This is a genomic window from Alphaproteobacteria bacterium, assembly GCA_004295055.1.
GTDB lineage: Bacteria > Pseudomonadota > Alphaproteobacteria > SHNJ01 > SHNJ01 > SHNJ01.
Map to the genome: position 1 here is coordinate 150,752 of SHNJ01000031.1, position 18,921 is coordinate 169,672.

The 18,921-nt window shown below is 48.0% G+C and carries 18 protein-coding genes; 14 read left to right on the forward strand and 4 right to left on the reverse strand.

Annotated features, from left to right (window positions below; genetic code table 11):
* The first annotated feature begins 31 nt into the window (after positions 1-31).
* The 5 genes from EYC62_08305 to bfr all read left to right on the forward strand — a co-directional run bounded on the left by EYC62_08305 (position 32) and on the right by bfr (position 6,742).
* Positions 32-1,708 carry a thiamine pyrophosphate-binding protein gene (locus EYC62_08305; GenBank protein ID TAH32730.1) on the forward strand — a complete coding sequence of 559 codons (1,677 nt, stop codon included), beginning with the start codon at positions 32-34 and terminating at the stop codon, positions 1,706-1,708.
* Positions 1,705-2,673 (forward strand): nucleoside-diphosphate sugar epimerase, encoded by a 969-nt coding sequence (locus EYC62_08310; GenBank protein TAH32731.1) that lies wholly within the window; start codon positions 1,705-1,707, stop codon positions 2,671-2,673. The genes EYC62_08305 and EYC62_08310 overlap by 4 nt, the downstream gene beginning before the upstream one ends.
* Before the next feature lie 97 nt (positions 2,674-2,770).
* Positions 2,771-3,016: a hypothetical protein gene (locus EYC62_08315; GenBank protein TAH32732.1), complete on the forward strand. Its 246-nt coding sequence runs from the start codon at positions 2,771-2,773 to the stop codon at positions 3,014-3,016.
* A gap of 18 nt (positions 3,017-3,034) precedes the next feature.
* The gene (putA, locus tag EYC62_08320) at positions 3,035-6,208 is read left to right on the forward strand and encodes a bifunctional proline dehydrogenase/L-glutamate gamma-semialdehyde dehydrogenase PutA (protein ID TAH32733.1); all 3,174 of its coding nucleotides are present in this window, start codon (positions 3,035-3,037) and stop codon (positions 6,206-6,208) included.
* A 51-nt stretch (positions 6,209-6,259) separates the two neighbouring features.
* Complete coding sequence (bfr, locus tag EYC62_08325) at positions 6,260-6,742, forward strand: bacterioferritin (GenBank protein TAH32734.1); 483 nt, start codon at positions 6,260-6,262, stop codon at positions 6,740-6,742.
* A gap of 59 nt (positions 6,743-6,801) precedes the next feature.
* Here the strand turns inward: bfr and EYC62_08330 are convergent, their stop codons facing one another.
* The gene (locus EYC62_08330; GenBank protein ID TAH32845.1) at positions 6,802-7,887 is read right to left on the reverse strand and encodes a Glu/Leu/Phe/Val dehydrogenase; all 1,086 of its coding nucleotides are present in this window, start codon (positions 7,885-7,887) and stop codon (positions 6,802-6,804) included.
* A 225-nt stretch (positions 7,888-8,112) separates the two neighbouring features.
* Between EYC62_08330 and EYC62_08335 the strand changes: the two genes are divergently transcribed.
* The 3 genes from EYC62_08335 to EYC62_08345 are packed head-to-tail and all read left to right on the forward strand — an operon-like array spanning position 8,113 to position 11,752.
* Complete coding sequence (locus tag EYC62_08335; protein TAH32735.1) at positions 8,113-9,003, forward strand: UTP--glucose-1-phosphate uridylyltransferase; 891 nt, start codon at positions 8,113-8,115, stop codon at positions 9,001-9,003.
* A gap of 6 nt (positions 9,004-9,009) precedes the next feature.
* Complete coding sequence (locus EYC62_08340) at positions 9,010-10,359, forward strand: UDP-glucose/GDP-mannose dehydrogenase family protein (GenBank protein TAH32846.1); 1,350 nt, start codon at positions 9,010-9,012, stop codon at positions 10,357-10,359.
* The gene (locus EYC62_08345) at positions 10,352-11,752 is read left to right on the forward strand and encodes a phosphomannomutase/phosphoglucomutase (protein TAH32736.1); all 1,401 of its coding nucleotides are present in this window, start codon (positions 10,352-10,354) and stop codon (positions 11,750-11,752) included. The genes EYC62_08340 and EYC62_08345 overlap by 8 nt, the downstream gene beginning before the upstream one ends.
* A gap of 4 nt (positions 11,753-11,756) precedes the next feature.
* Here the strand turns inward: EYC62_08345 and EYC62_08350 are convergent, their stop codons facing one another.
* Positions 11,757-11,981 (reverse strand): hypothetical protein, encoded by a 225-nt coding sequence (locus tag EYC62_08350; GenBank protein TAH32737.1) that lies wholly within the window; start codon positions 11,979-11,981, stop codon positions 11,757-11,759.
* Between the two features lie 276 nt (positions 11,982-12,257).
* Here EYC62_08350 and EYC62_08355 point away from each other — a divergent pair, with 276 nt between their 5' ends.
* Both EYC62_08355 and EYC62_08360 read left to right on the forward strand, forming a co-directional pair.
* The gene (locus EYC62_08355) at positions 12,258-13,343 is read left to right on the forward strand and encodes a quinone-dependent dihydroorotate dehydrogenase (GenBank protein ID TAH32738.1); all 1,086 of its coding nucleotides are present in this window, start codon (positions 12,258-12,260) and stop codon (positions 13,341-13,343) included.
* Positions 13,344-14,501, forward strand: a complete 1,158-nt coding sequence (locus EYC62_08360) for an EAL domain-containing protein (GenBank protein TAH32739.1) — start codon at positions 13,344-13,346, stop codon at positions 14,499-14,501. It abuts the gene before it with no gap.
* 2 nt (positions 14,502-14,503) lie between these two features.
* Here EYC62_08360 and EYC62_08365 read toward each other — a convergent pair whose 3' ends face one another.
* Positions 14,504-15,250 (reverse strand): hypothetical protein, encoded by a 747-nt coding sequence (locus EYC62_08365; protein TAH32740.1) that lies wholly within the window; start codon positions 15,248-15,250, stop codon positions 14,504-14,506.
* A gap of 59 nt (positions 15,251-15,309) precedes the next feature.
* On the reverse strand, positions 15,310-15,930 hold the full coding sequence (locus EYC62_08370) for a hypothetical protein (GenBank protein TAH32741.1): 621 nt from the start codon (positions 15,928-15,930) through the stop codon (positions 15,310-15,312).
* A gap of 299 nt (positions 15,931-16,229) precedes the next feature.
* Here EYC62_08370 and EYC62_08375 point away from each other — a divergent pair, with 299 nt between their 5' ends.
* The 4 genes from EYC62_08375 to EYC62_08390 all read left to right on the forward strand — a co-directional run bounded on the left by EYC62_08375 (position 16,230) and on the right by EYC62_08390 (position 18,921).
* Entirely contained in the window at positions 16,230-16,532 is a 303-nt protein-coding gene (locus tag EYC62_08375; protein TAH32742.1) for a 50S ribosomal protein L28, read from the forward strand.
* A 66-nt stretch (positions 16,533-16,598) separates the two neighbouring features.
* Positions 16,599-17,798, forward strand: a complete 1,200-nt coding sequence (locus tag EYC62_08380) for a tRNA guanosine(34) transglycosylase Tgt (protein ID TAH32743.1) — start codon at positions 16,599-16,601, stop codon at positions 17,796-17,798.
* A complete protein-coding gene (locus tag EYC62_08385) occupies positions 17,799-18,449 on the forward strand; it encodes a uracil phosphoribosyltransferase (GenBank protein TAH32744.1) in 651 nt (216 codons plus the stop codon). It begins immediately after the preceding gene.
* A 61-nt stretch (positions 18,450-18,510) separates the two neighbouring features.
* The gene (locus EYC62_08390) at positions 18,511-18,921 is read left to right on the forward strand and encodes a hypothetical protein (protein TAH32745.1); all 411 of its coding nucleotides are present in this window, start codon (positions 18,511-18,513) and stop codon (positions 18,919-18,921) included.

An 18,921-nucleotide genomic window follows, 5' to 3' on the forward strand; every position in this document is an offset into this window, starting at 1 on the left:
TTTTTTGCAATAAAAAAGCTTTATTAACGGGATGAAACATTCTTCATCCCGCACCGGCGGACAGGTTTTAGTCGATACATTGGTTCAACATGGCGTCAGCCATGTGTTTTGCGTCGCAGGGGAAAGTTATATCGCCGCGCTGGATGCGTTGTATGATGTGCGCGACAAAATTACCGTCATTACTTGCCGGCATGAATCTGGTGCGGCCTTTATGGCCGAAGCGTACGGCAAACTAACCGGCAAACCAGGCATTTGTTTTGTCACGCGTGGGCCTGGGGCTTGTAACGCCAGCATCGGCATTCACACCGCGTTCCAAGATCAAACGCCGCTAATTTTACTGATCGGCCAGGTTGGTTGCGATGTGATTGGCCGCGAAGGATTCCAAGAAGTCGATTATCGCGTGATGTATGGCGCGCTGGCGAAATGGGCAACGCAAATTGAATCGTCCGATCGTATTCCAGAAATGATGAACCGGGCATTTGCATTGTCGCAAACTGGGCGTCCTGGGCCAGTTGTCATCGCATTGCCAGAAAATGTATTGTCGGATGAAACCGGCGCGGTGGCTACAAAACCAGCGCCAATTCCAGCGCCAGCGCCGGATCAATCATCTATCGCGGCAATGACGGATTTGTTGAATAAATCCACAAAACCATTTGTTATTTTGGGTGGTGGCGGATGGACCGCGCGCGCTGTATCGGATTTCCAAAAATTCGCCGAATCGAATCACTTGCCTGTCGCGGTCGCGTTTCGCCGTCAGGATTTGATAGATAACAACTCGCCATCCTATATCGGCGATATCAATTTTGGCGCGGATGCAGCGCTGGTAGCGCGAATGAAAGAGGCCGATGTAATTTTTGCGATTGGCGACCGTATTGGCGAAGTCACCAGCCGCGAATATAGCGCTTTTTCCATCCCGCAAATGGGTCAGAAATTGATTCATGTGCAGCCAAATCCCGATGCGTTGAATCATGTCTATCGCGCCGATGTGGCGATTGCCGCCACTATGCCGGAGTTTTGCGCCGCTGTGCGCGATTTGAAATTAAATGGAAAGGCTTGGCAAAACTGGGCGGCAGAATGCCGCAAGGGGTACGAAGCCGCTTTGCAGCCAACCAAATTCGATCCAGCGCCGCAAGTCGATTTAGCGCAGATTATGCAGCATTTGAATGCAAATCTTCCGAAGGATGCAATTATTGCGAATGATGCCGGAAATTATGCGGGTTGGTTACATCGTTATTATCAGTGGAAGCAATATCCGTCACAGCTTGGTCCTGGTAATGGCGCGATGGGATATGGCGTTCCGGCGGCGATTGCCGCGTCACTGGTTCATCCGAACAAAGTCGTTGTCGGTTTTGTTGGCGATGGCGGGTTTATGATGACGGGTCAGGAAATGGCCACCGCCATTCAACATGGATCTAAGCCGATTATTTGTGTTGTCAATAATGGCATGTATGGCACGATTCGAATGCACCAGGAAAAATATTATCCTGGCCGTACCATTGCGACGGATTTGCATAATCCCGATTTTGCGGCGCTGGCAAGATCCTATGGCGCGTTTGGCGCGGTTGTAAAAAAGACCGAAGATTTTGCCAAAGCGTTCGATGAGGCGAAACAAAGCGGCAAATTGGCCTTGATTGAAATTCAAACCGAAGCGGAAATTATCACCAATCGCACCACCATTTCCGCGATCCGCAAGGCCGCTGGAAAATGATAATCTGGGTATTGTGTGACCACCGTCCAGGTACCGCAAATCAAGCGCTGGCGGTTGCGGAATCCTTGGGATTGCCGTTTGAATTAAAAAATATCGATTATTCCTGTTTCGCGAAGCTGCCCAATTCTATCCTTTGCGCGCTAAATATATTTTCTAAAAATTGTTTGGCGTTAATGAATCCAGAAATTCTGAATGGACCATCGCCCCATTTGATTATTTCCGCCGGACGCCGCGCTGCGTATGTGGCGGCTTGGATAAAGCGGCGTTCGCCAAAAACAAAGATCGCGCAAATTATGGATCCTGGATTTTGTTATGATTATTTTGATTTGCTGGCCATTCCGGCGCATGATAATTTTCGCTCGCGGCATAAAAATATTGTTCGCACGATTGGCAATCCGCATCGTTTAACGCCAGAAAAACTGTCCGATGCCAAACAGCAATGGCAAAATATGTTTGCAGTTTTACCATCACCGCGCATTGGCGTTTTATTGGGAGGGGAAAGCAAAGGCAGGGGCTTGACGGAAGGCCGTGCCGTCGATCTGTTACAGCAGGCCAATAATCTTGCGGCAAAATATAAGGCCAGTTTGCTGATTTCCAGCAGCCGGCGTACACCACAATCCATTGCCGGTAAAATTTCCAGCCTTGTTTCGGTGCCGTATTATTTTTATGACTGGCAGTCAGGCGGCAATAACCCTTATGTGGGCATATTGGCTAGCGCCGAAGCGGTAATTGTCAGCGGCGATTCCACCGGCATGATTACCGAGGCTTGCGGCACCGGAAAACCTATATATATCTATAGCCCAAAGGGTATGGTTCCAGTAAAACATGAACGTCTGCATCGGCAATTAATCAATCAAAATCAAGCGTATATGCTTGACGATTCGATTAATTTCTTAGCCAGTAAATCGATGCCATCGGCGGCATCGGATATTGTTGCAGTGATCCGGAAAAGCCTTTTAAGCTAGGGATTTATCCCCCGTTTTGCCGATTGCAGCGCACTAAAAAACTATTGTTTTTTAGAGTCTTATCGGCTTAAATGCGCTTCTTCCCAAGGGGTATCTCATGACCGATTCAAACGTCACCGATCGCGTAAATTCCTTAGAACAAAAATTACAGGCGCTTAGCAAGCGGGTAGAAGATCTGGAACTGGATATGGATCAACCGCGCCACGCGCCCGCCAGCATTTTCAGCGATGCGGCGATTGACACCTGGAAACAAAAACTGATCGATTATATTCAGGAAAAACCGTTGCAGGCGATGGGTATCGCCATTCTTGGCACCGCCTTTCTGATTCTTCTGTTGAAATAAACCCGCGAGTAATGCCGTATGGCCACATCGTTCAAGATTGAAAATTACGATTCGATCTTTAACGATCCGTTGCGTCAAAAGATGCTTGGTTATTATCGCGCGGACGAAGAGACAGTAGTGCGTCAATTATTGCCGCATGCCAAATTCGATGCTGCATCTTTAGAAAAAATAAAATCCCGCACGGTCGATTTGATCGAAGTCGTCCGGCAAAAAGCTTCGGAACGGACCGGCCTTGGCGCGTTCTTGCAAACCTATCAATTGTCGACCGGCGAAGGTATTGCCTTGATGTGCCTGGCCGAGGCATTGCTGCGCATTCCCGACGCCAAAACACGCGATAAATTGATTCGCGATAAAATCGGCAGCGGCGATTGGGGATCATATACCGGGAAAAGCGAATCGTTTTTTGTCAACGCTTCCAGCTGGGGTTTGTTGCTGACAGGGCGCGTTGTCAATTTGCGTAAAACCACCGCGCCAATGATTTCCGCGCTGGGCCATGCGGTAGCGCGATTGGGCGAGCCCGTCATTCGCGCGGCGGTCGAACAAGTGATGCAGGTGATGGGCCAGCAATTCGTAATGGGTGAAACCATTGCCGAGGCGTTGCACCGCGCCGAAATCGGCGATAACCGCATGTATCGTTATTCGTATGACATGCTGGGCGAGGCCGCAAAAACCGCGAAAGATGCAGAACGTTATTTCGATGCCTATCGCCGCGGGATCGAGGCGGTGGGCGCGGCTGCCAAAGGTCGTGGGCCGATTGCTGGGCCTGGTATTTCGGTCAAATTATCGGCGTTGCATCCACGCTATGAATTTACCCAACGCACACGCGTGCTGCGGGAAATGACTGAAAAATTGGTCGAATTATGTTCCGCCGCCAAAAGACATAATATTAATTTATGCATCGATGCCGAAGAATCGGAGCGCCTGGATTTATCGTTCGATGTCATCGAGCGCGCTTTTTCCAGCCGCGAATTGCAAGGTTGGTACGGATTTGGCTTGGCATTGCAAGCCTATTCGAAACGCGCTTATTCCGCGATCGACTGGCTGGCGGAATTATCGCGCCGCAATGACCGGTTGATGATGTTGCGCCTGGTCAAAGGCGCTTATTGGGATGCCGAGGTAAAACGAAGCCAAGAACGCGGATTGCCGGCGTACGAAGTGTTCACGCGCAAAGCCACGACCGATATGTCCTATCTTGCTTGCGCGCGGAAAATTCTGGGCTGCGGCGATGGTGTTTTTTACCCGCAATTTGGCACGCACAATGCCTATACCGTATCGGCGATTTTGGAATTGGCTGGCAATCGTGATTTCGAATTTCAACGCCTGCATGGCATGGCGGATGAATTATATGGCGAAGTTTGCGGCCCGCATTACAAGAAAAACTGCCGTGTTTATGCGCCCGTCGGCAGCCATGAAGATTTGCTGGCGTATTTGGTGCGGCGCTTGCTGGAAAATGGCGCCAATACGTCGTTTGTTTATAAAATCGTCGATAAATCGGTCGCGGTGCAGGATTTGGCCCATGATCCGGTGAGTTATGTGGAATCGCTGGAAGTCAAAAAACACCCACGCATTCCGTTGCCAAAAGATTTATTGCAACCCGAGCGGGAGAATTCCATGGGACTCGATCTAAGCAATCCGCAAAATGTTGTGCAGTTTCAAACCGCGATGCAGAAATTCCGCGCGGAGAAATACTATGCGGGACCAATCGTATCCGGCCAGAAATTACTGACCGCGCCATCATCGCCGATTGTTAATCCGGCGAACAACGACGATATTGTCGGGTATTGTTCCAACGCGTCGTTGGATCATGTGCGTCAGGCATTGCAGGCGGCGAAACGCGCCTGTGCGTCTTGGGGCGCAACACCGGTAGAAAAACGCGCCGCTTGTCTGGAAGTCATGGCGCGCAAATTGGAACAGAATCGCGATAAATTGATGACGTTGTTAATTGCCGAAGGCGGCAAAACTTGGAACGATGCATTAGGTGAGGTGCGTGAAGCGGTCGATTTCTGTTATTATTACGCGGCCAATGCCAAACGCGAATTCACGCCGCGCCCATTGCTGGGTCCGACGGGTGAATCGAATCAATTATCGCTGCATGGGCGCGGGGTGTTTGTTTGCATCAGCCCGTGGAACTTTCCGCTCGCGATTTTCCTGGGTCAGATTACGGCGGCCTTGGTTGCCGGTAATTGCGTTATTGCAAAGCCTGCGGAACAGACGCCGTTGATTGCGGCATTGGCGGCCGAATTGCTGCATCAATCCGGCATACCCGCGGATGTGCTGCATTTGATTCCAGGGCCAGGTGAAACTATTGGCGCGGCTCTAACCGGCAGCGCGCTGATTGACGGCGTTGCCTTTACTGGCGGGACAGATACAGCGCGATTGATCAATAAGTCTTTGTCAGAACGAAATCACGGCGCGATTGTTCCATTTATTGCCGAAACTGGCGGACAAAACGCCATGATTGTCGATTCTTCGGCTTTGCCGGAACAAGTCGTCAATGATGTAATAACATCTTCTTTCCAGTCGGCCGGCCAGCGTTGCTCCGCTTTGCGGGTTTTATATCTGCAAGACGATACTTATGACAAAATTTTAAATATGCTGATTGGCGCATCCAAAGAATTGGTGATTGGCAACCCGGCCAATTTTAACACCGATATTGGTCCGCAAATCGATAAAGAAGCCTGCGATAGTTTGCGCGCGCACCGCGATCAGTTTCAACAACAAGGCCGCGTGTTATTTACCGCGGAACTGCCTGCCGACTGCAAAAATGGCAGTTTCTTTGCCCCAACGGTGGTGAAGTTGGATTCGATCAGCCAATTGGACCGCGAATATTTCGGTCCGTTCCTGCATTTGATTCGTTACAAATCCGAGGATCTGGGCAGGATCTGCGATGACATCAATAACACCGGATTTGGTCTGACTTTCGGCGTACACAGCCGTATTCAAGAAACCATCGATTTTATTACCAACCGCGTGCAGGCCGGCAATGTGTACGTGAACCGCAATATGATCGGCGCGGTTGTCGGCAGTCAGCCATTCGGTGGTATGGGTTTATCCGGTACTGGTCCAAAAGCCGGCGGTCCAAATTATTTGCACCGTTTTGCATTTGAAAAAACAGTGACTGTAGATCTAACGGCTTCTGGCGGTAACGCCACTTTGTTGAATTTAAGTGAGGAAAAAATCGCCAACGATTGACATTGGCGATTATAGGGTTATCTTTGACCAAACCTAATTACGGAGGATTTCATGAAAGGCGATAAAAAAGTATTGGCGTTGTTAAACCAGGCGTTGAAATCGGAAATCACCGCGATTCAACAATATCTAATGCACTCGCATTTATTGCGTAATTGGGGCGTGGCCAAGCTGGCTGATTTCGAAGCCGCGGAAATTGTCGACGAACGCGGCCATGTCGATAAGCTGATGGCGCGCATTTTATTTTTGGAAGGCACGCCCAATGTTGGCGAGTTTGACAAATTGCTGATCGGTAAAAATGTTAAAGAAATTTTAGAGAACGATTTGAAGTTGGAATTGCAAGCCGTGCATATGTACCGTAAATCGGCACAATATTGCGAAGATATCGGCGATTACGTATCGTCGGAATTATTCGAAGAATTGCTGCACGAAGAAGAAGGTCATGTCGACCATATTGAAACGATGCTAATGCAGATTAAACTGATCGGCCTTGAAAATTTCACCCGTATGCATATGAAAACCGCGGATCAGAAATAGAATACTGGAAATAAAAAAAGCCCGCGAAATGTGGGCTTTTTTGTTATTTTTATGTTCGATTAGGCTGCCGCCAAACCGCCGCCGGATGGCGGTTGTTTGAAGCGTTTCTCAGCGATCATGTCGGCTGCTTGGTTGGTTGGCATGCTCTGTTTTTGGGACATTTCGAACACTTCTTGCAGCGTATCGTAAATGCCAAGCACATGATCCAACGCTTTTTGGCGGTTATAATGCGGTTGATCGTTCAACTCATGATAAACGTTAATCAGACCACCGGCATTAATTACATAATCCGGCGCGTATAGAATATTTCTTTCCCGCAATATCGAACCATGACGATTTTCCGCCAATTGGTTATTGGCGCAACCGGCTACGATGGATGCTTTAAGGCGAGGAATGGTGCGATCGTTAATAATGGCGCCTAAGGCACAAGGTACAAACACATCCACATTTTGATCGTAAATTTTATCGGTTGGTACCGGAATGACGCCGTAATTGTCGACGGCTTTTTTCACATAAGATTCATTGATGTCGCAGATATAAACTTGCTGGCCGTTGCGGGCCAGGAGGCCGTCTTCAAACAGCAGTTTCAGAATTTCCATTCCTACGTGGCCAACGCCTTGCAGGGCGAATTTTACATCGCGCACATTTTCGTGGCCAAGCCGCGTACGCATCGCAGCCTTTAATCCTTTGTAGACACCATAAGCGGTGACTGGCGATGGGTCGCCCGACTTCTTGGCAAGACCAACGGCATATTTGGTTTTCTTGGCCATATGCGCGACATCGTCGGTGGTAACGCCGACATCTTCGGCGATAATATATTGACCGTTCAACGATTGGACGCATTCGCCCATTTTCTCGAACAACGCGGCGCTTTTATCTTTATTTGAATCTCCGATGATAACCGATTTGCCGCCGCCCAGCGGCAGGTCCGCCATCGCGGCTTTGTACGTCATGCCTTTGGACAAACGTAACGCATCGGTGATCGCTTCTTCTTCGCTAGCGTAAGACCACATGCGGCAACCGCCCAAAGCAGGACCACGTTTGGTATTGTGAATAGCAATAATGGTTTTCAAACCCGTTTTCGGGTCACAAAAAAATGAAATATGTTCGTGGTTGTCAAAGTCTTTGGCAGAAAATAATGACATTGGCTCGGCCTCTACTTGCTCGTAAACCCTCAACGCAGATGATTGAGACATTCTCTATCTCCTTAATTATACGCAATATTTAGCTAACGATTACTTAAATTGCAAAAACAAAGAATCATTTGCGCTGCACAATAAAAAAGGATAAAACCTTGGCAGCACTCGAATATCTGTTAATCTACAGCATTAAAAGCATTTGCTGCACTGCACGACAAGGTTGAGTATTAAATGATACAAAAAGCACAGAAACTGCGTAAAGCTGTCTTTCCGGTAGGTGGATTGGGAACAAGATTTCTCCCTGCGACAAAATCCATGCCAAAAGAAATGCTTACCGTGGTTGATAAACCTTTAATACATTACGCGGTTGAAGAAGCGCGGGCAGCGGGGATTGAGGAATTTATTTTTGTAACCGGCCGGGGAAAAGGCGCGATTGAAGATTATTTTGACGAACACGCGGAATTAAAATCATTATTAGAAAGCCGTGGCCAACATCAGACCTGGCAATCGATTCAGGCATCCTTGCCCGGTGTCGGGCAAATTGCCTATACGCGCCAACCGGAACCATTGGGTCTTGGCCACGCGGTTTGGTGCGCGCGCAAGTTGGTCGGCGACGAGCCATTTGCCGTAATTTTAGCCGATATTCTGATTCAATCGGAAAAACCAGGATTGCAATATCTCAGCGAGCATTATAACCGCAGTCAAACATCTTGCATGATTGGCGTGATGACGGTCGATGCTTCTTTGACCGGACGATATGGGATTGTCGGGGGACAGGTGAAAGGCAACATCACCACGGTCGAACAATTGGTTGAAAAGCCGGATCCAAAAAATGCGCCCTCACGTTTGGGGGCGATTGGCCGTTACATTTTGCCAGCGGGTATTTTCGATATTTTAGAATCGGCGCGCGCCGGTCAGGGCGGGGAGATTCAATTGACCGATGCCATTGCCGCGCATATTGGTAAAACAACCGTTGAGGCATTAACCATTCCCGGCCAGCATTTCGATTGCGGCAGCAAGATAGGATTTTTGGAAGCGAACTTGGCATTTGCGTTGCAACGCCCGGATATGAAAACAGATGTTCAGCGCTTATTGGCACAACATAGTAAGATGGCGGCATAAATGGGCATGAATATAGGCATTATCGGTACGGGATATGTTGGGCTTGTTACGGCGGTATGTTTTGCCAAGTTTGGCCACAACGTGATTTGCGTCGATAAAGACGAAACCAAGGTCCAAAAATTATTGGCTGGCGAGATTCCAATTTATGAACCTGGGCTTGATGTATTGTTGGACCAAGTCAAAAAAGCCGGTAAAATTTCTTTTACCACCGATACGGCGCAAGGCGTCAAAAACGCCGATATTGTAATGCTGGCGGTTGGAACGCCTACCGATGTCAAAAATAAACGCGTTGATCTGTCTTATGTTTATGCGGCGGCGGAACATATCGCCTTGCATTTAAAATCGGGCGCGGTGGTAGTGACTAAATCCACAGTGCCGGTGGGGACCAGCCGCGAGGTGCAGCGCATTATTAAAACTATGAATCCATCGTTGGAATTCAGCGTGGCGTCCAATCCAGAATTTTTGCGCGAAGGATCGGCAATTGCCGACTTTATGAAGCCTGAACGCATTGTAATCGGCGCAGATAACCGGAAAACTTTGGATAAGGTAACCGGATTATATCAAGTATTGGTCCAACAAAGCGTGCCGGTTGTTGCCGTTGGATTGGAAAGCAGCGAATTAATCAAATATACGGCTAACGCTTTGCTGGCGACAAAAGTTGCATTCATCAATGAAATCGCAGATCTGGCTGAAAAATGCGGCGCCAATATTACCGATGTGGTGCAAGGCGTGGGTTTGGATGCGCGCATCGGCAATAAATTTTTAAATCCGGGCCCGGGTTATGGCGGGTCGTGCTTTCCGAAAGATGCGCAAGGACTTGCGACCGCAGGATCGGATCATCATGTGCATATGCGCATTATCGAGGCGGTCATATCGTCAAATACGCAACGCAAGCGCGCCATGGCGCAAAAAGTTGCCGAGGCATGTGGCGGCGGATTGTTGGGCGGTAAAACCATTGCGGTTTTAGGCCTGGCGTTCAAGGCGGAAACGGATGATATGCGCGATGCCGCTTCGATCGATATTTTGAATGCTCTGCATCAAAAAGGCGCCCAATTGCGTTGTTATGATCCCAAAGCCATGATGGCGGCGAAAGAAATGCTGCCTTTCATTGATTTGGCAGAAGATGCTTATTCCGCCATTAAGGGCGCGGATGCGGCAGTGATATTGACCGAATGGCCGGAATTCCGTGATCTGGCGTTGGACAAAGTTTATTCGCTGCTTAAAAAACCGTTAGTGATCGATTTGCGCAACATATTCGATCCGGCGCAAATGAAACAACATGGATTCCACTATGTTTCCGTCGGCCGCGCGGATATCCTGCCGCAAATGCAGGAAAAATTAGCCAAACATGCCTAAGCCAATCAATCCGGTTATTTTCCGCGAATATGATGTGCGCGGCGTATATAACCAAACTTTATTTCCGGACGACGCGGTGCGGATTGGCGTTGCCTATGCACAGTTGCTGAAACAAAAAACGCCAAAGAATTCCTATACAATAAATGTCGGTTTTGATGGGCGGTTGTCAACGCCTGTTTTGCTGGATCCGTTAATCGCGGGACTGAAATCGGAAGGAATCAATGTGCGTTTGATTGGGCTTGGCCCGACACCGATGCTGTATTTTTCCGTCTTCGATGGAAATGAAGATGGCGGCATTATGATCACCGGATCGCACAATCCCAAAGATCATAATGGATTTAAGATGATGATCGGCAAGACATCGTTGTTCGGTTCCGAAATTCAGCAGCTGGGAAAAATAGCCGCGGGAATAAATCTTCCGGTCAATTCCGGCAGTGGGAAAGCAGAAACCACCGATGTATTGAATGGGTATGTAACGCGCCTTGCGGCAAATTATCCTGCCAGCGAGAAACAATTGAGAATAGCATGGGATGCAGGTAATGGCGCGGCTGGCCGCGTATTGCCGCAATTGGTAAAATTGCTTCCGGGAAAACATATCGTATTAAATGAAATTGTTGACGGTAATTTTCCAAACCATCATCCCGATCCGTCGGTGGAAGAAAATTTAAAACAACTGATCGATGTGGTAACGCGCGAGAAATTGGACGCAGGGTTTGCGTTTGATGGCGATGCCGATCGTATCGGCGTGGTTGATAATATGGGCCGCGTATTTTGGGGCGATCAGATTTTATTGTTTTTGGCCGAAAATATTATCGCGCGCAATCCCGGCCAGCCCGTGATTGGCGATGTCAAATGCAGCCAGATTTTGTTCGATGCCGTGGCGAAATTGGGAGGCAAGCCGGTGATGTGGAAAACCGGCCATTCGCTGATTAAATCGAAAATGGCGGAATTATCCGCGCCACTTGCGGGGGAAATGAGCGGCCATATTTTCATCAAAGATCAATATTACGGATATGATGACGGTATTTATGCCGCGATTCGGTTTATGCAGCATTTGCAAAATTTGCCGCAAGATTTGGCGGAATGGCGCGATGGCTTGCCGGAAATTTACAACACCCCTGAAATGCGTATTGAATGCGCCGAGGAACGCAAGTTCAAGGTGATCGACGAAGTGCGCCAGCGCCTGCAGTTGGCGGGAAGCCGTTTTTCGGATGTCGATGGTGTGCGCGTGATGACCGAAGAAGGCTGGTGGATTTTACGCGCTTCTAATACCCAGCCCGCGCTGGCCTTGCGCGCGGAAAGCAATTCGCCACAAGGCCTTGAGAAATTGAAATCACAAATAGAACAGCAATTAAAACAATCGGGTGTGCCCTTAAAGTTCGCCAGTCACTAGCTGTTCAGCCAACAGCCGTGACCAGCGCCGTATAAATTTCTTGCGCGGTGGCAAGTTCAATGCCGCCGGCAATAGCAATCACCTGGAGTAATTCCAGAGATGGTAGCCGGGGGATGACCACCATCTCTGCCTTGCCTAAGACCTCGACTAATTTAAGTGCCAACTGCAACGGAGAGCTTGCTTCGTTTGCCATCACTTTTACGTTTTTTAAATTTACTTCGTGTCCCATATCCTATCCTCCCAATTTTATTTTTATTTGTACTTGTATTGGTAAAGGAGCAAGTCGCGTGCCAACTTTAGAAAAAACATATAAGTATTTGTTTTGTAATAATTATTTGCAATCTATGGATGTAAATTGCATCAAATTTTATGTATTTTTCCATTTTGATTTTGCAAATTGCAAGTCGTAGAAAACGGGATATTTTGCAAATTGCAAATCAGAAATTGCAAGACAGGCCATACAACTCCCTATATAAGCAAAAGAATCTCTGGTTATATATGTCCGATGTCCTATTCCTTTTTTGCCCAAAATATTTTATTTCGTATCGATCCTGAACAAGCGCATGAATTAACCATCGCGGCATTGAAGTTATTTCCTATCGGTCAAATGCCCGAGCATGATCCGGCCTTGCATCAAAAAGTCTGGAATATTAATTTTCTGAATCCAATAGGTCTTGCCGCCGGTTTTGATAAGAATGCTGAAATCGGGCACAAGATGTTTCGATTCGGTTTTGGATTTGTGGAAATGGGAACGGTGACGCCGCGTCCGCAACCGGGTAATCCGCGGCCGCGTATTTTCCGTTTGATCGAGGATAGGGCCGTCATCAACCGTATGGGATTCAACGGCAAGGGGCTGGATTTCTTTGAAATGCATTTGCGTCATGTTCATGCGCGCAAACCGCAGCAAGCAGTCATAGGCGCCAATATTGGCATTAATAAAGAGTCGCCCGATCCAACCGGCGACATATATCAATGTTTGCGGCGCGTATATCCGATGGCGGACTATATTACGGTGAATATTTCATCTCCCAACACTCCCGGTCTTCGCGCTTGGCAGGAAGGCGATGCGTTGGTGCGTATGATCGATACCGCGCAACAAACACGGCGCGACATAGATCCAGCAGCTTCAAAGCCTATTCTATTCAAACTGGCGCCGGATTTAACCTATGACCAATTGGAACATATTGCCGAAGTTGCGGTTAATAAAAAACTGGATGGCATTATTATTTCCAACACCACTATCGACCGCCCAAGACAATTGGAAAGCGCCTGGCATACGGAACAAGGCGGGTTAAGCGGACGGCCATTGTTTCGTCCGTCGACCAAAGCGTTACGTCTATTCCACCGTTTCACCAAAGGTCAGGTTCCATTGATTGGGGTAGGCGGCGTATCGAATTCCCAAGACGCCTATCGCAAGATTAAGGCTGGCGCATCGTTGGTGCAGCTTTATACCGGTATGATTTATTCGGGACCGTATGTTGCGCGGGATATTAACCAAGGACTGGCAGAATTGTTACGCGCCGACGGCTTTACATCCATTGCCCAGGCAGTGGGGGTTGAGAGTGACGGTAAATTCGACGACAATGGCTAAATGATCATTGACCTGAATTATTTATTGTTATTTTTGTCCTATTTGTTCCTGATTACGGTCGCTGTTTTGCTATTGATCGCGCGCCGCAAACAAGAAGCTTTGTGGAGCAGGCTTTCGACGATGCAGCGGCAGCAAACGGATGTTGCTGAAAAATTGGGGTTGGTTGCAGCGGAATTGCAAAGCAACAAAGAAAACAACAAAACGATTTTATCATTATTAGGCGATTTGGGCAAAGCCGCTAAAACCGCGCATAAAGCGGATGTCGAGGCTGTCGCCGCCGAAGTCAAGATTTTGCAAAACATTGTCGGCCAGTTGGCCAAAACTCGCGCGGTTGGCGGGGGGATTGCCACCAAGATCAGCAAAGCCGGAAAGAGCCATGCAGCGGTTCCAGCGCAAGAGCCGATTATCCGCACCGATTACAGCCCGGAAAGAATTCTGGAAATCATCGAATCCGGGCTGCAGGCAGACCGGGTGGATTTATATATTCAACCGATCGTCAGCCTGCCACAGCGGAAAATCCGCCATTTTGAGTGCCTGTCGCGCATACGCGACGAAGATGGCGCCATCGTATTGCCGGAACAATTCGTGCAGGTTGCCGAACAAGCCGGGATGATGGCGGCAGTAGACAATTTGTTATTGTTCCGCTGCATTCAATTGCTTCGCCGTACCATGATCAATAATTTTCATGGTTCGTTTTTCTGCAATTTGTCGAAACACACATTGCACGATATGGACTTCTTCGAAGATTTCTTGGAATTCCTGTCGGAAAATCAGGAACTCGCCAGCCGGCTGGTATTCGAAGTCAATCAAAGCGACTTTGATGAACGCAATCCCGCGCGCGAACAATTATTGATGTTGTTGGCGCAAATGGGCTGTGGTTTGGCGCTGGCATCGGTTACCAATGTCAGAATCGATGCGGATTTATTGGACCGCTGCAAATTTAAATATATTAAAATCGAAGCGCCGGTATTGCTCGCCGCGTTAAAAGGCACGCCGCCGCTCGACTGGGTCATTTATCGCCGCGTGCTTAGCAGCTATAATTTCGATCTGATTATCGAACGGATCGAAAGCGAAGATATGCTGCTGGAGCTGTTGGAATACGATATCGATTTCGGCCAAGGTTATTTATTCGGCGAACCGCGATTGAGCAAAACCTAGTTCTATTTCGCTCGTTCGGCCACTTTGGCTTGACGCAATCTTTCATTGCCGATAACACGGGCAATCCCGGCGCATGTTTGGAATGGATCTAATGCGATAATTCCCGCCAATAAGGTGCCAACCGATCCCGTTTGTAAAAGTGGCACCCCATATCGTCTGGGATTATTCCAAATTTCATGTTTGAATTTTTCTATTGCGCCCAAAGGGTCATGCGATGCACGGTAGGCTAAAGATAAAAAAGGTTCTACGGAAGTCTGTAGTAAAGTTTCAATCACATCCATCGCGTAAAACGCTTTATCGCCAACTCTGGTTAAGGCGTTATTAGTAACAAAATAAGAATCATGGGCAATGGTAGGTACGTAAGGTTGCGCTTTTTGTTCGATTACAGCATGCAATCCATATCCTAAAGTAACCGCAATTCCAGCCACTGACTCCATAGGTCTTTCTTTGATAAAACCAGAAATGGCATAATTTAATCCGGCCAATACACCTAGACTTTGTTGAATTCGGAATCCGTTATGCGCAATAAAATTTAAAATAGGATTATCAGCCGAGGTTGATTCGCCTTGGGCATTTTTACCAAACCGATATCCGATCCAATCGGCGACAGATTGAAAAATGCCGGTTGCAATCCGAGGGATGGAGTAATAAGAAACTCCAGATGCAATCAGCAATAAAGGATGCAACCGCCACCAAGCAGCCGCACCACGTTCCGATTTTTCACCTAGACGTTGAATATATTCCCGCACCCAAATGCCCCATTATTATGGGATGCATTATATCCATTTAATATACAGCGATCAAGACACTAAGCGGCGCGGGTGGTCAGCGATTTGGCGTATTGAATTTCCAGATCGCGGAATGTGCCGGCTTTGATACTGTCGGCATCGGCAGGCAGGGCAATTAATTCATAATCGCCGGCGGAGACATCATCCAATGCCAGATTCAGCATAATTGAAATACCTAATTGCAAAGCGGTTTTATACGCTTCGCGTGTCGCGGAATTTGGCGCATCCAGCGAGGCGATGTCCACACCGATTAACTTCACGCCGCAGCTCGCAAGCAATTTTACGGAATCGGCTGTCAATACTGGTTGGCTGTCGTGTAATTCGCTGCGCGTTTTAATCACCACGCGGCTGACTTTGCCGAATAAATTTGGCGCTAAATGTTGTGGGCGAATAACATGCGGAATAGCGCGCATATCTAGAACGCGGCACCGGCCAATATAACGACCACTGGCATTTTCTTCCGAAGCCCAGCGCAAAATCGATTCCCGGGTTGATGCCGATGGGAACGGACCTTCGTCAATGGCCTGGGTCAATAAATAAGTTGCGTGCATCAGACGGCGTGCAGTATTATTTACCGACTCGGTAGTGTCCTTGCTGGTTGGTATGGAGTTGGTGGGACTGATGTCCCAAAACATTTGCATGTGCCTGCTTCCGCTGTTCAAAATTGTAATTTTATTTCAAAATTCAATGATTTTTTAAGGTAAAGAACGAACCTAACCTTATATCTATCTATTGTATCAAACTTATAAAATTACACAAGATAGCTGTCGTGCGATGCAATATTAGCATCTGATACAGTGGATTTTGGCTAAAACCCGGCTTAGGAATTGCCAGCATAATTTCGGCAGAATTGCTTGACCTTGTGGGATAAATCCAGTAAACAAACTGTTCGTTTTTAAAACAAAAAGAATTAAGAATTTAGAGGAAAGGCAGAGGCATCATGACACGCCGTTGCAGCATTACTGGAAAATCGATTTTGGTAGGTAACCGGGTTTCGCACTCGAACACCAAAACCAAGCACCGCTTCATGCCAAATTTGCAAAATAAATGGCTGTATAGCGATATTTTGGGCAGCTCGATCCGCATTCGTTTAACGACTGGCGCTTTGCGCACCATCGATCATGCGGGCGGTTTGGACGCATATTTGCTGAAAACCCCGGTGTCGAAATTGCCACCGGAAGGCGCGGAATTGAAAAAACGCATTTCGTCGGCACAGAAAAAACGCGCTGCCGCCGCGGCCTAATTGCGATCGTGGAATTCAAAAGGCCCGCTGGAACAAGCGGGCTTTTTTATTGAATAAAGGTGTGAATTGCAGTACCCGAATTTCAATTTTGAAATCACTCACCAAGAAGCGTCGTCGAACGCGCGGCTTGGAAAATTGACGACGCCGCATGGCGTTATCGAAACGCCGGCGTTTATTTTTTGCGGTACCAAGGCGGCGATCAAAATCGCATCGCCCAAACAAATGCGCGCGGCGAAAACGCAGATTATTTTGTCCAACACGTATCATCTGATGCTGCAACCCGGGCACGAATTAATTGCACGGCATGGCGGCTTGCATAAATTTATGGGTTGGGACGGACCGATGTTAACGGATTCGGGCGGATTTCAAGTATTCAGCCTGGCGCATGGCGGCAAAAAAGGTGAAATTATCGGCAGCAGCCAGAATCAAAATCGCCCCAATACGGTTTTAAAAATCGAAGAAGAGGGTGTGAAATTCAAGTCGTATTTGGATGGCAGCTTGCACACCATCACGCCGGAAAGCGCGATTGATTTACAGCGCGGATTCGGCGCGGATTTGATTGTGATGTTCGATGAATGCACGTCTTATTATGAAACCAAGGATTACACCGCGCGTTCGGTCGATCGTACCCATCGTTGGGGCGAACGCGGTTTAAAACGTTTCTTTGATACCGCCGATGGCAAACAAGCATTATATGGCGTTAGCCAGGGTAGCGCCCATGCCGATTTGCGCAAATATGCCGCCGATTGGTTGAACAGCCAGAATTTCTTCGGCCATGCAATTGGTGGATCGTTCGGCAAGGACAAGGCGGAATTACTGGCCACGTTCGAGGCTGCGCGCAAACCATTACGCAACGACAAACCGGTGCATGCGCTGGGCGTGGGCGATGTCGATGATATTTGGCATTTGGCCGGACTTGGCATCGATACATTCGATTGCGTTTCGCCAACACGTTTGGCGCGGCATGGTGGCGCGTTATCAAAAACCGCGCCGAATTTCCGTTTGAATTTATTCAACGCCCAGTTTCGCGACGATCCGCGACCGATCGATGAAACGATTGAATCCGAAGCATCCTGTTATTCCCGCGCCTATATTCATCACCTGCTAAAAGCCAAGGAAATATTGGGTTTGCAACTTTTGGCTTTACATAATATCGCTTTTATGAATTATTTGCTGACCGAAGTTCGCGCTTCAATCCGCGAAAACAGGTACGAGGCAACCAAACGCGAATGGTTGCAAAATCAAAATTCCATACAGGCCGCTTAAATGAAACAAGATCCGCGTTTTCCAAATTTGCACATTGTCGATCATCCGCTAGTGCAACATAAATTGTCGCATATGCGCGATGTGGAAACGTCCAGCGTGACGTTCCGCCAGATGTTGCGCGAAATATCCTTGTTGATGGGATATGAAATCACCCGCAATATTCCAATGACCACGCAATCGATTAAAACGCCGCTAGCGCCGATGCAGGCGCCGGTTTTGGCGGGACAGGATATGGCGATTATTTCGGTGCTGCGCGCGGGTTTAGGCATGGCCGAAGGTTTGCGCGAATTAATGCCGCAAGCACGCGAAGGTCATATCGGCATTTACCGCGATCATGACACCAAAAAACCGGTCGAATATTATATTAAATTGCCCATCGAAGCAGCGCGGCCATTTTTTGTTTGCGATCCGATGCTGGCAACCGGTTATTCCGCGATCTATGCGGTCGATGTGCTGAATAAACATGGGATCAAGGACGAAGATATCAGATTCCTATCCCTGGTCGCCGCACCCGAAGGCGTAACCGTATTCCAAGCCGCTCATCCCAAAGTGCCGGTTTATACCGCTTCCCTAGACACGCATTTGAACGAAAATGCCTATATTGTGCCGGGTTTAGGCGATGCCGGAGACCGCATTTTCGGGACGAAATAAGCGCTTGATTTTTGTTTCTTTATAGGATAAATTACGGCAAAATTAAAATTGGAGGGTTAAGATGACCAAAGGATTAGGAGAAATACTGCACGTTGTCTATGTAGGCCAATTTCCTGTTCAACAAGCGATTGTTGGACATGCAGTAAATGCTTTGCAAGGGGAAGGAGCAGATTTAGAGCTTCATTGTGTTCGATCGAGTTTAGGATTGCGCGGCTTGAAATTTACTCCGGATATGGTGGTGGTAGATAATGCGAATATAACTACTGTTGACCAAGATTGGGGTACCATTCGTGCTGAAACACGTGGAGAAATGGGGCCTGTTCCTGTAATTTTATTTGCTGATGTTAAAACAAAAGTGAATCCACAGTTGGGCGGACCTAATACTACGGTATTAGAGCATGTCAATAATGGGGAAAGTTTAACAACTGCATTGCTAGTTCATGTAATGGGCGGACGAGTAGCGCGCGTTTAA

Coding starts and splice junctions, on each gene's coding strand:
- EYC62_08305 (TAH32730.1), top strand. CDS start 32: ATGAAACATTCTTCATCCCGCACCGGCGGACAGGTTTTAGTCGATACA.
- EYC62_08310 (TAH32731.1), top strand. CDS start 1,705: ATGATAATCTGGGTATTGTGTGACCACCGTCCAGGTACCGCAAATCAA.
- EYC62_08315 (TAH32732.1), top strand. CDS start 2,771: ATGACCGATTCAAACGTCACCGATCGCGTAAATTCCTTAGAACAAAAA.
- putA (TAH32733.1), top strand. CDS start 3,035: ATGGCCACATCGTTCAAGATTGAAAATTACGATTCGATCTTTAACGAT.
- bfr (TAH32734.1), top strand. CDS start 6,260: ATGAAAGGCGATAAAAAAGTATTGGCGTTGTTAAACCAGGCGTTGAAA.
- EYC62_08330 (TAH32845.1), bottom strand. CDS start 7,887: ATGTCATTATTTTCTGCCAAAGACTTTGACAACCACGAACATATTTCA.
- EYC62_08335 (TAH32735.1), top strand. CDS start 8,113: ATGATACAAAAAGCACAGAAACTGCGTAAAGCTGTCTTTCCGGTAGGT.
- EYC62_08340 (TAH32846.1), top strand. CDS start 9,010: ATGAATATAGGCATTATCGGTACGGGATATGTTGGGCTTGTTACGGCG.
- EYC62_08345 (TAH32736.1), top strand. CDS start 10,352: ATGCCTAAGCCAATCAATCCGGTTATTTTCCGCGAATATGATGTGCGC.
- EYC62_08350 (TAH32737.1), bottom strand. CDS start 11,981: ATGGGACACGAAGTAAATTTAAAAAACGTAAAAGTGATGGCAAACGAA.
- EYC62_08355 (TAH32738.1), top strand. CDS start 12,258: ATGTCCTATTCCTTTTTTGCCCAAAATATTTTATTTCGTATCGATCCT.
- EYC62_08360 (TAH32739.1), top strand. CDS start 13,344: ATGATCATTGACCTGAATTATTTATTGTTATTTTTGTCCTATTTGTTC.
- EYC62_08370 (TAH32741.1), bottom strand. CDS start 15,930: ATGCAAATGTTTTGGGACATCAGTCCCACCAACTCCATACCAACCAGC.
- EYC62_08375 (TAH32742.1), top strand. CDS start 16,230: ATGACACGCCGTTGCAGCATTACTGGAAAATCGATTTTGGTAGGTAAC.
- EYC62_08385 (TAH32744.1), top strand. CDS start 17,799: ATGAAACAAGATCCGCGTTTTCCAAATTTGCACATTGTCGATCATCCG.
- EYC62_08390 (TAH32745.1), top strand. CDS start 18,511: ATGACCAAAGGATTAGGAGAAATACTGCACGTTGTCTATGTAGGCCAA.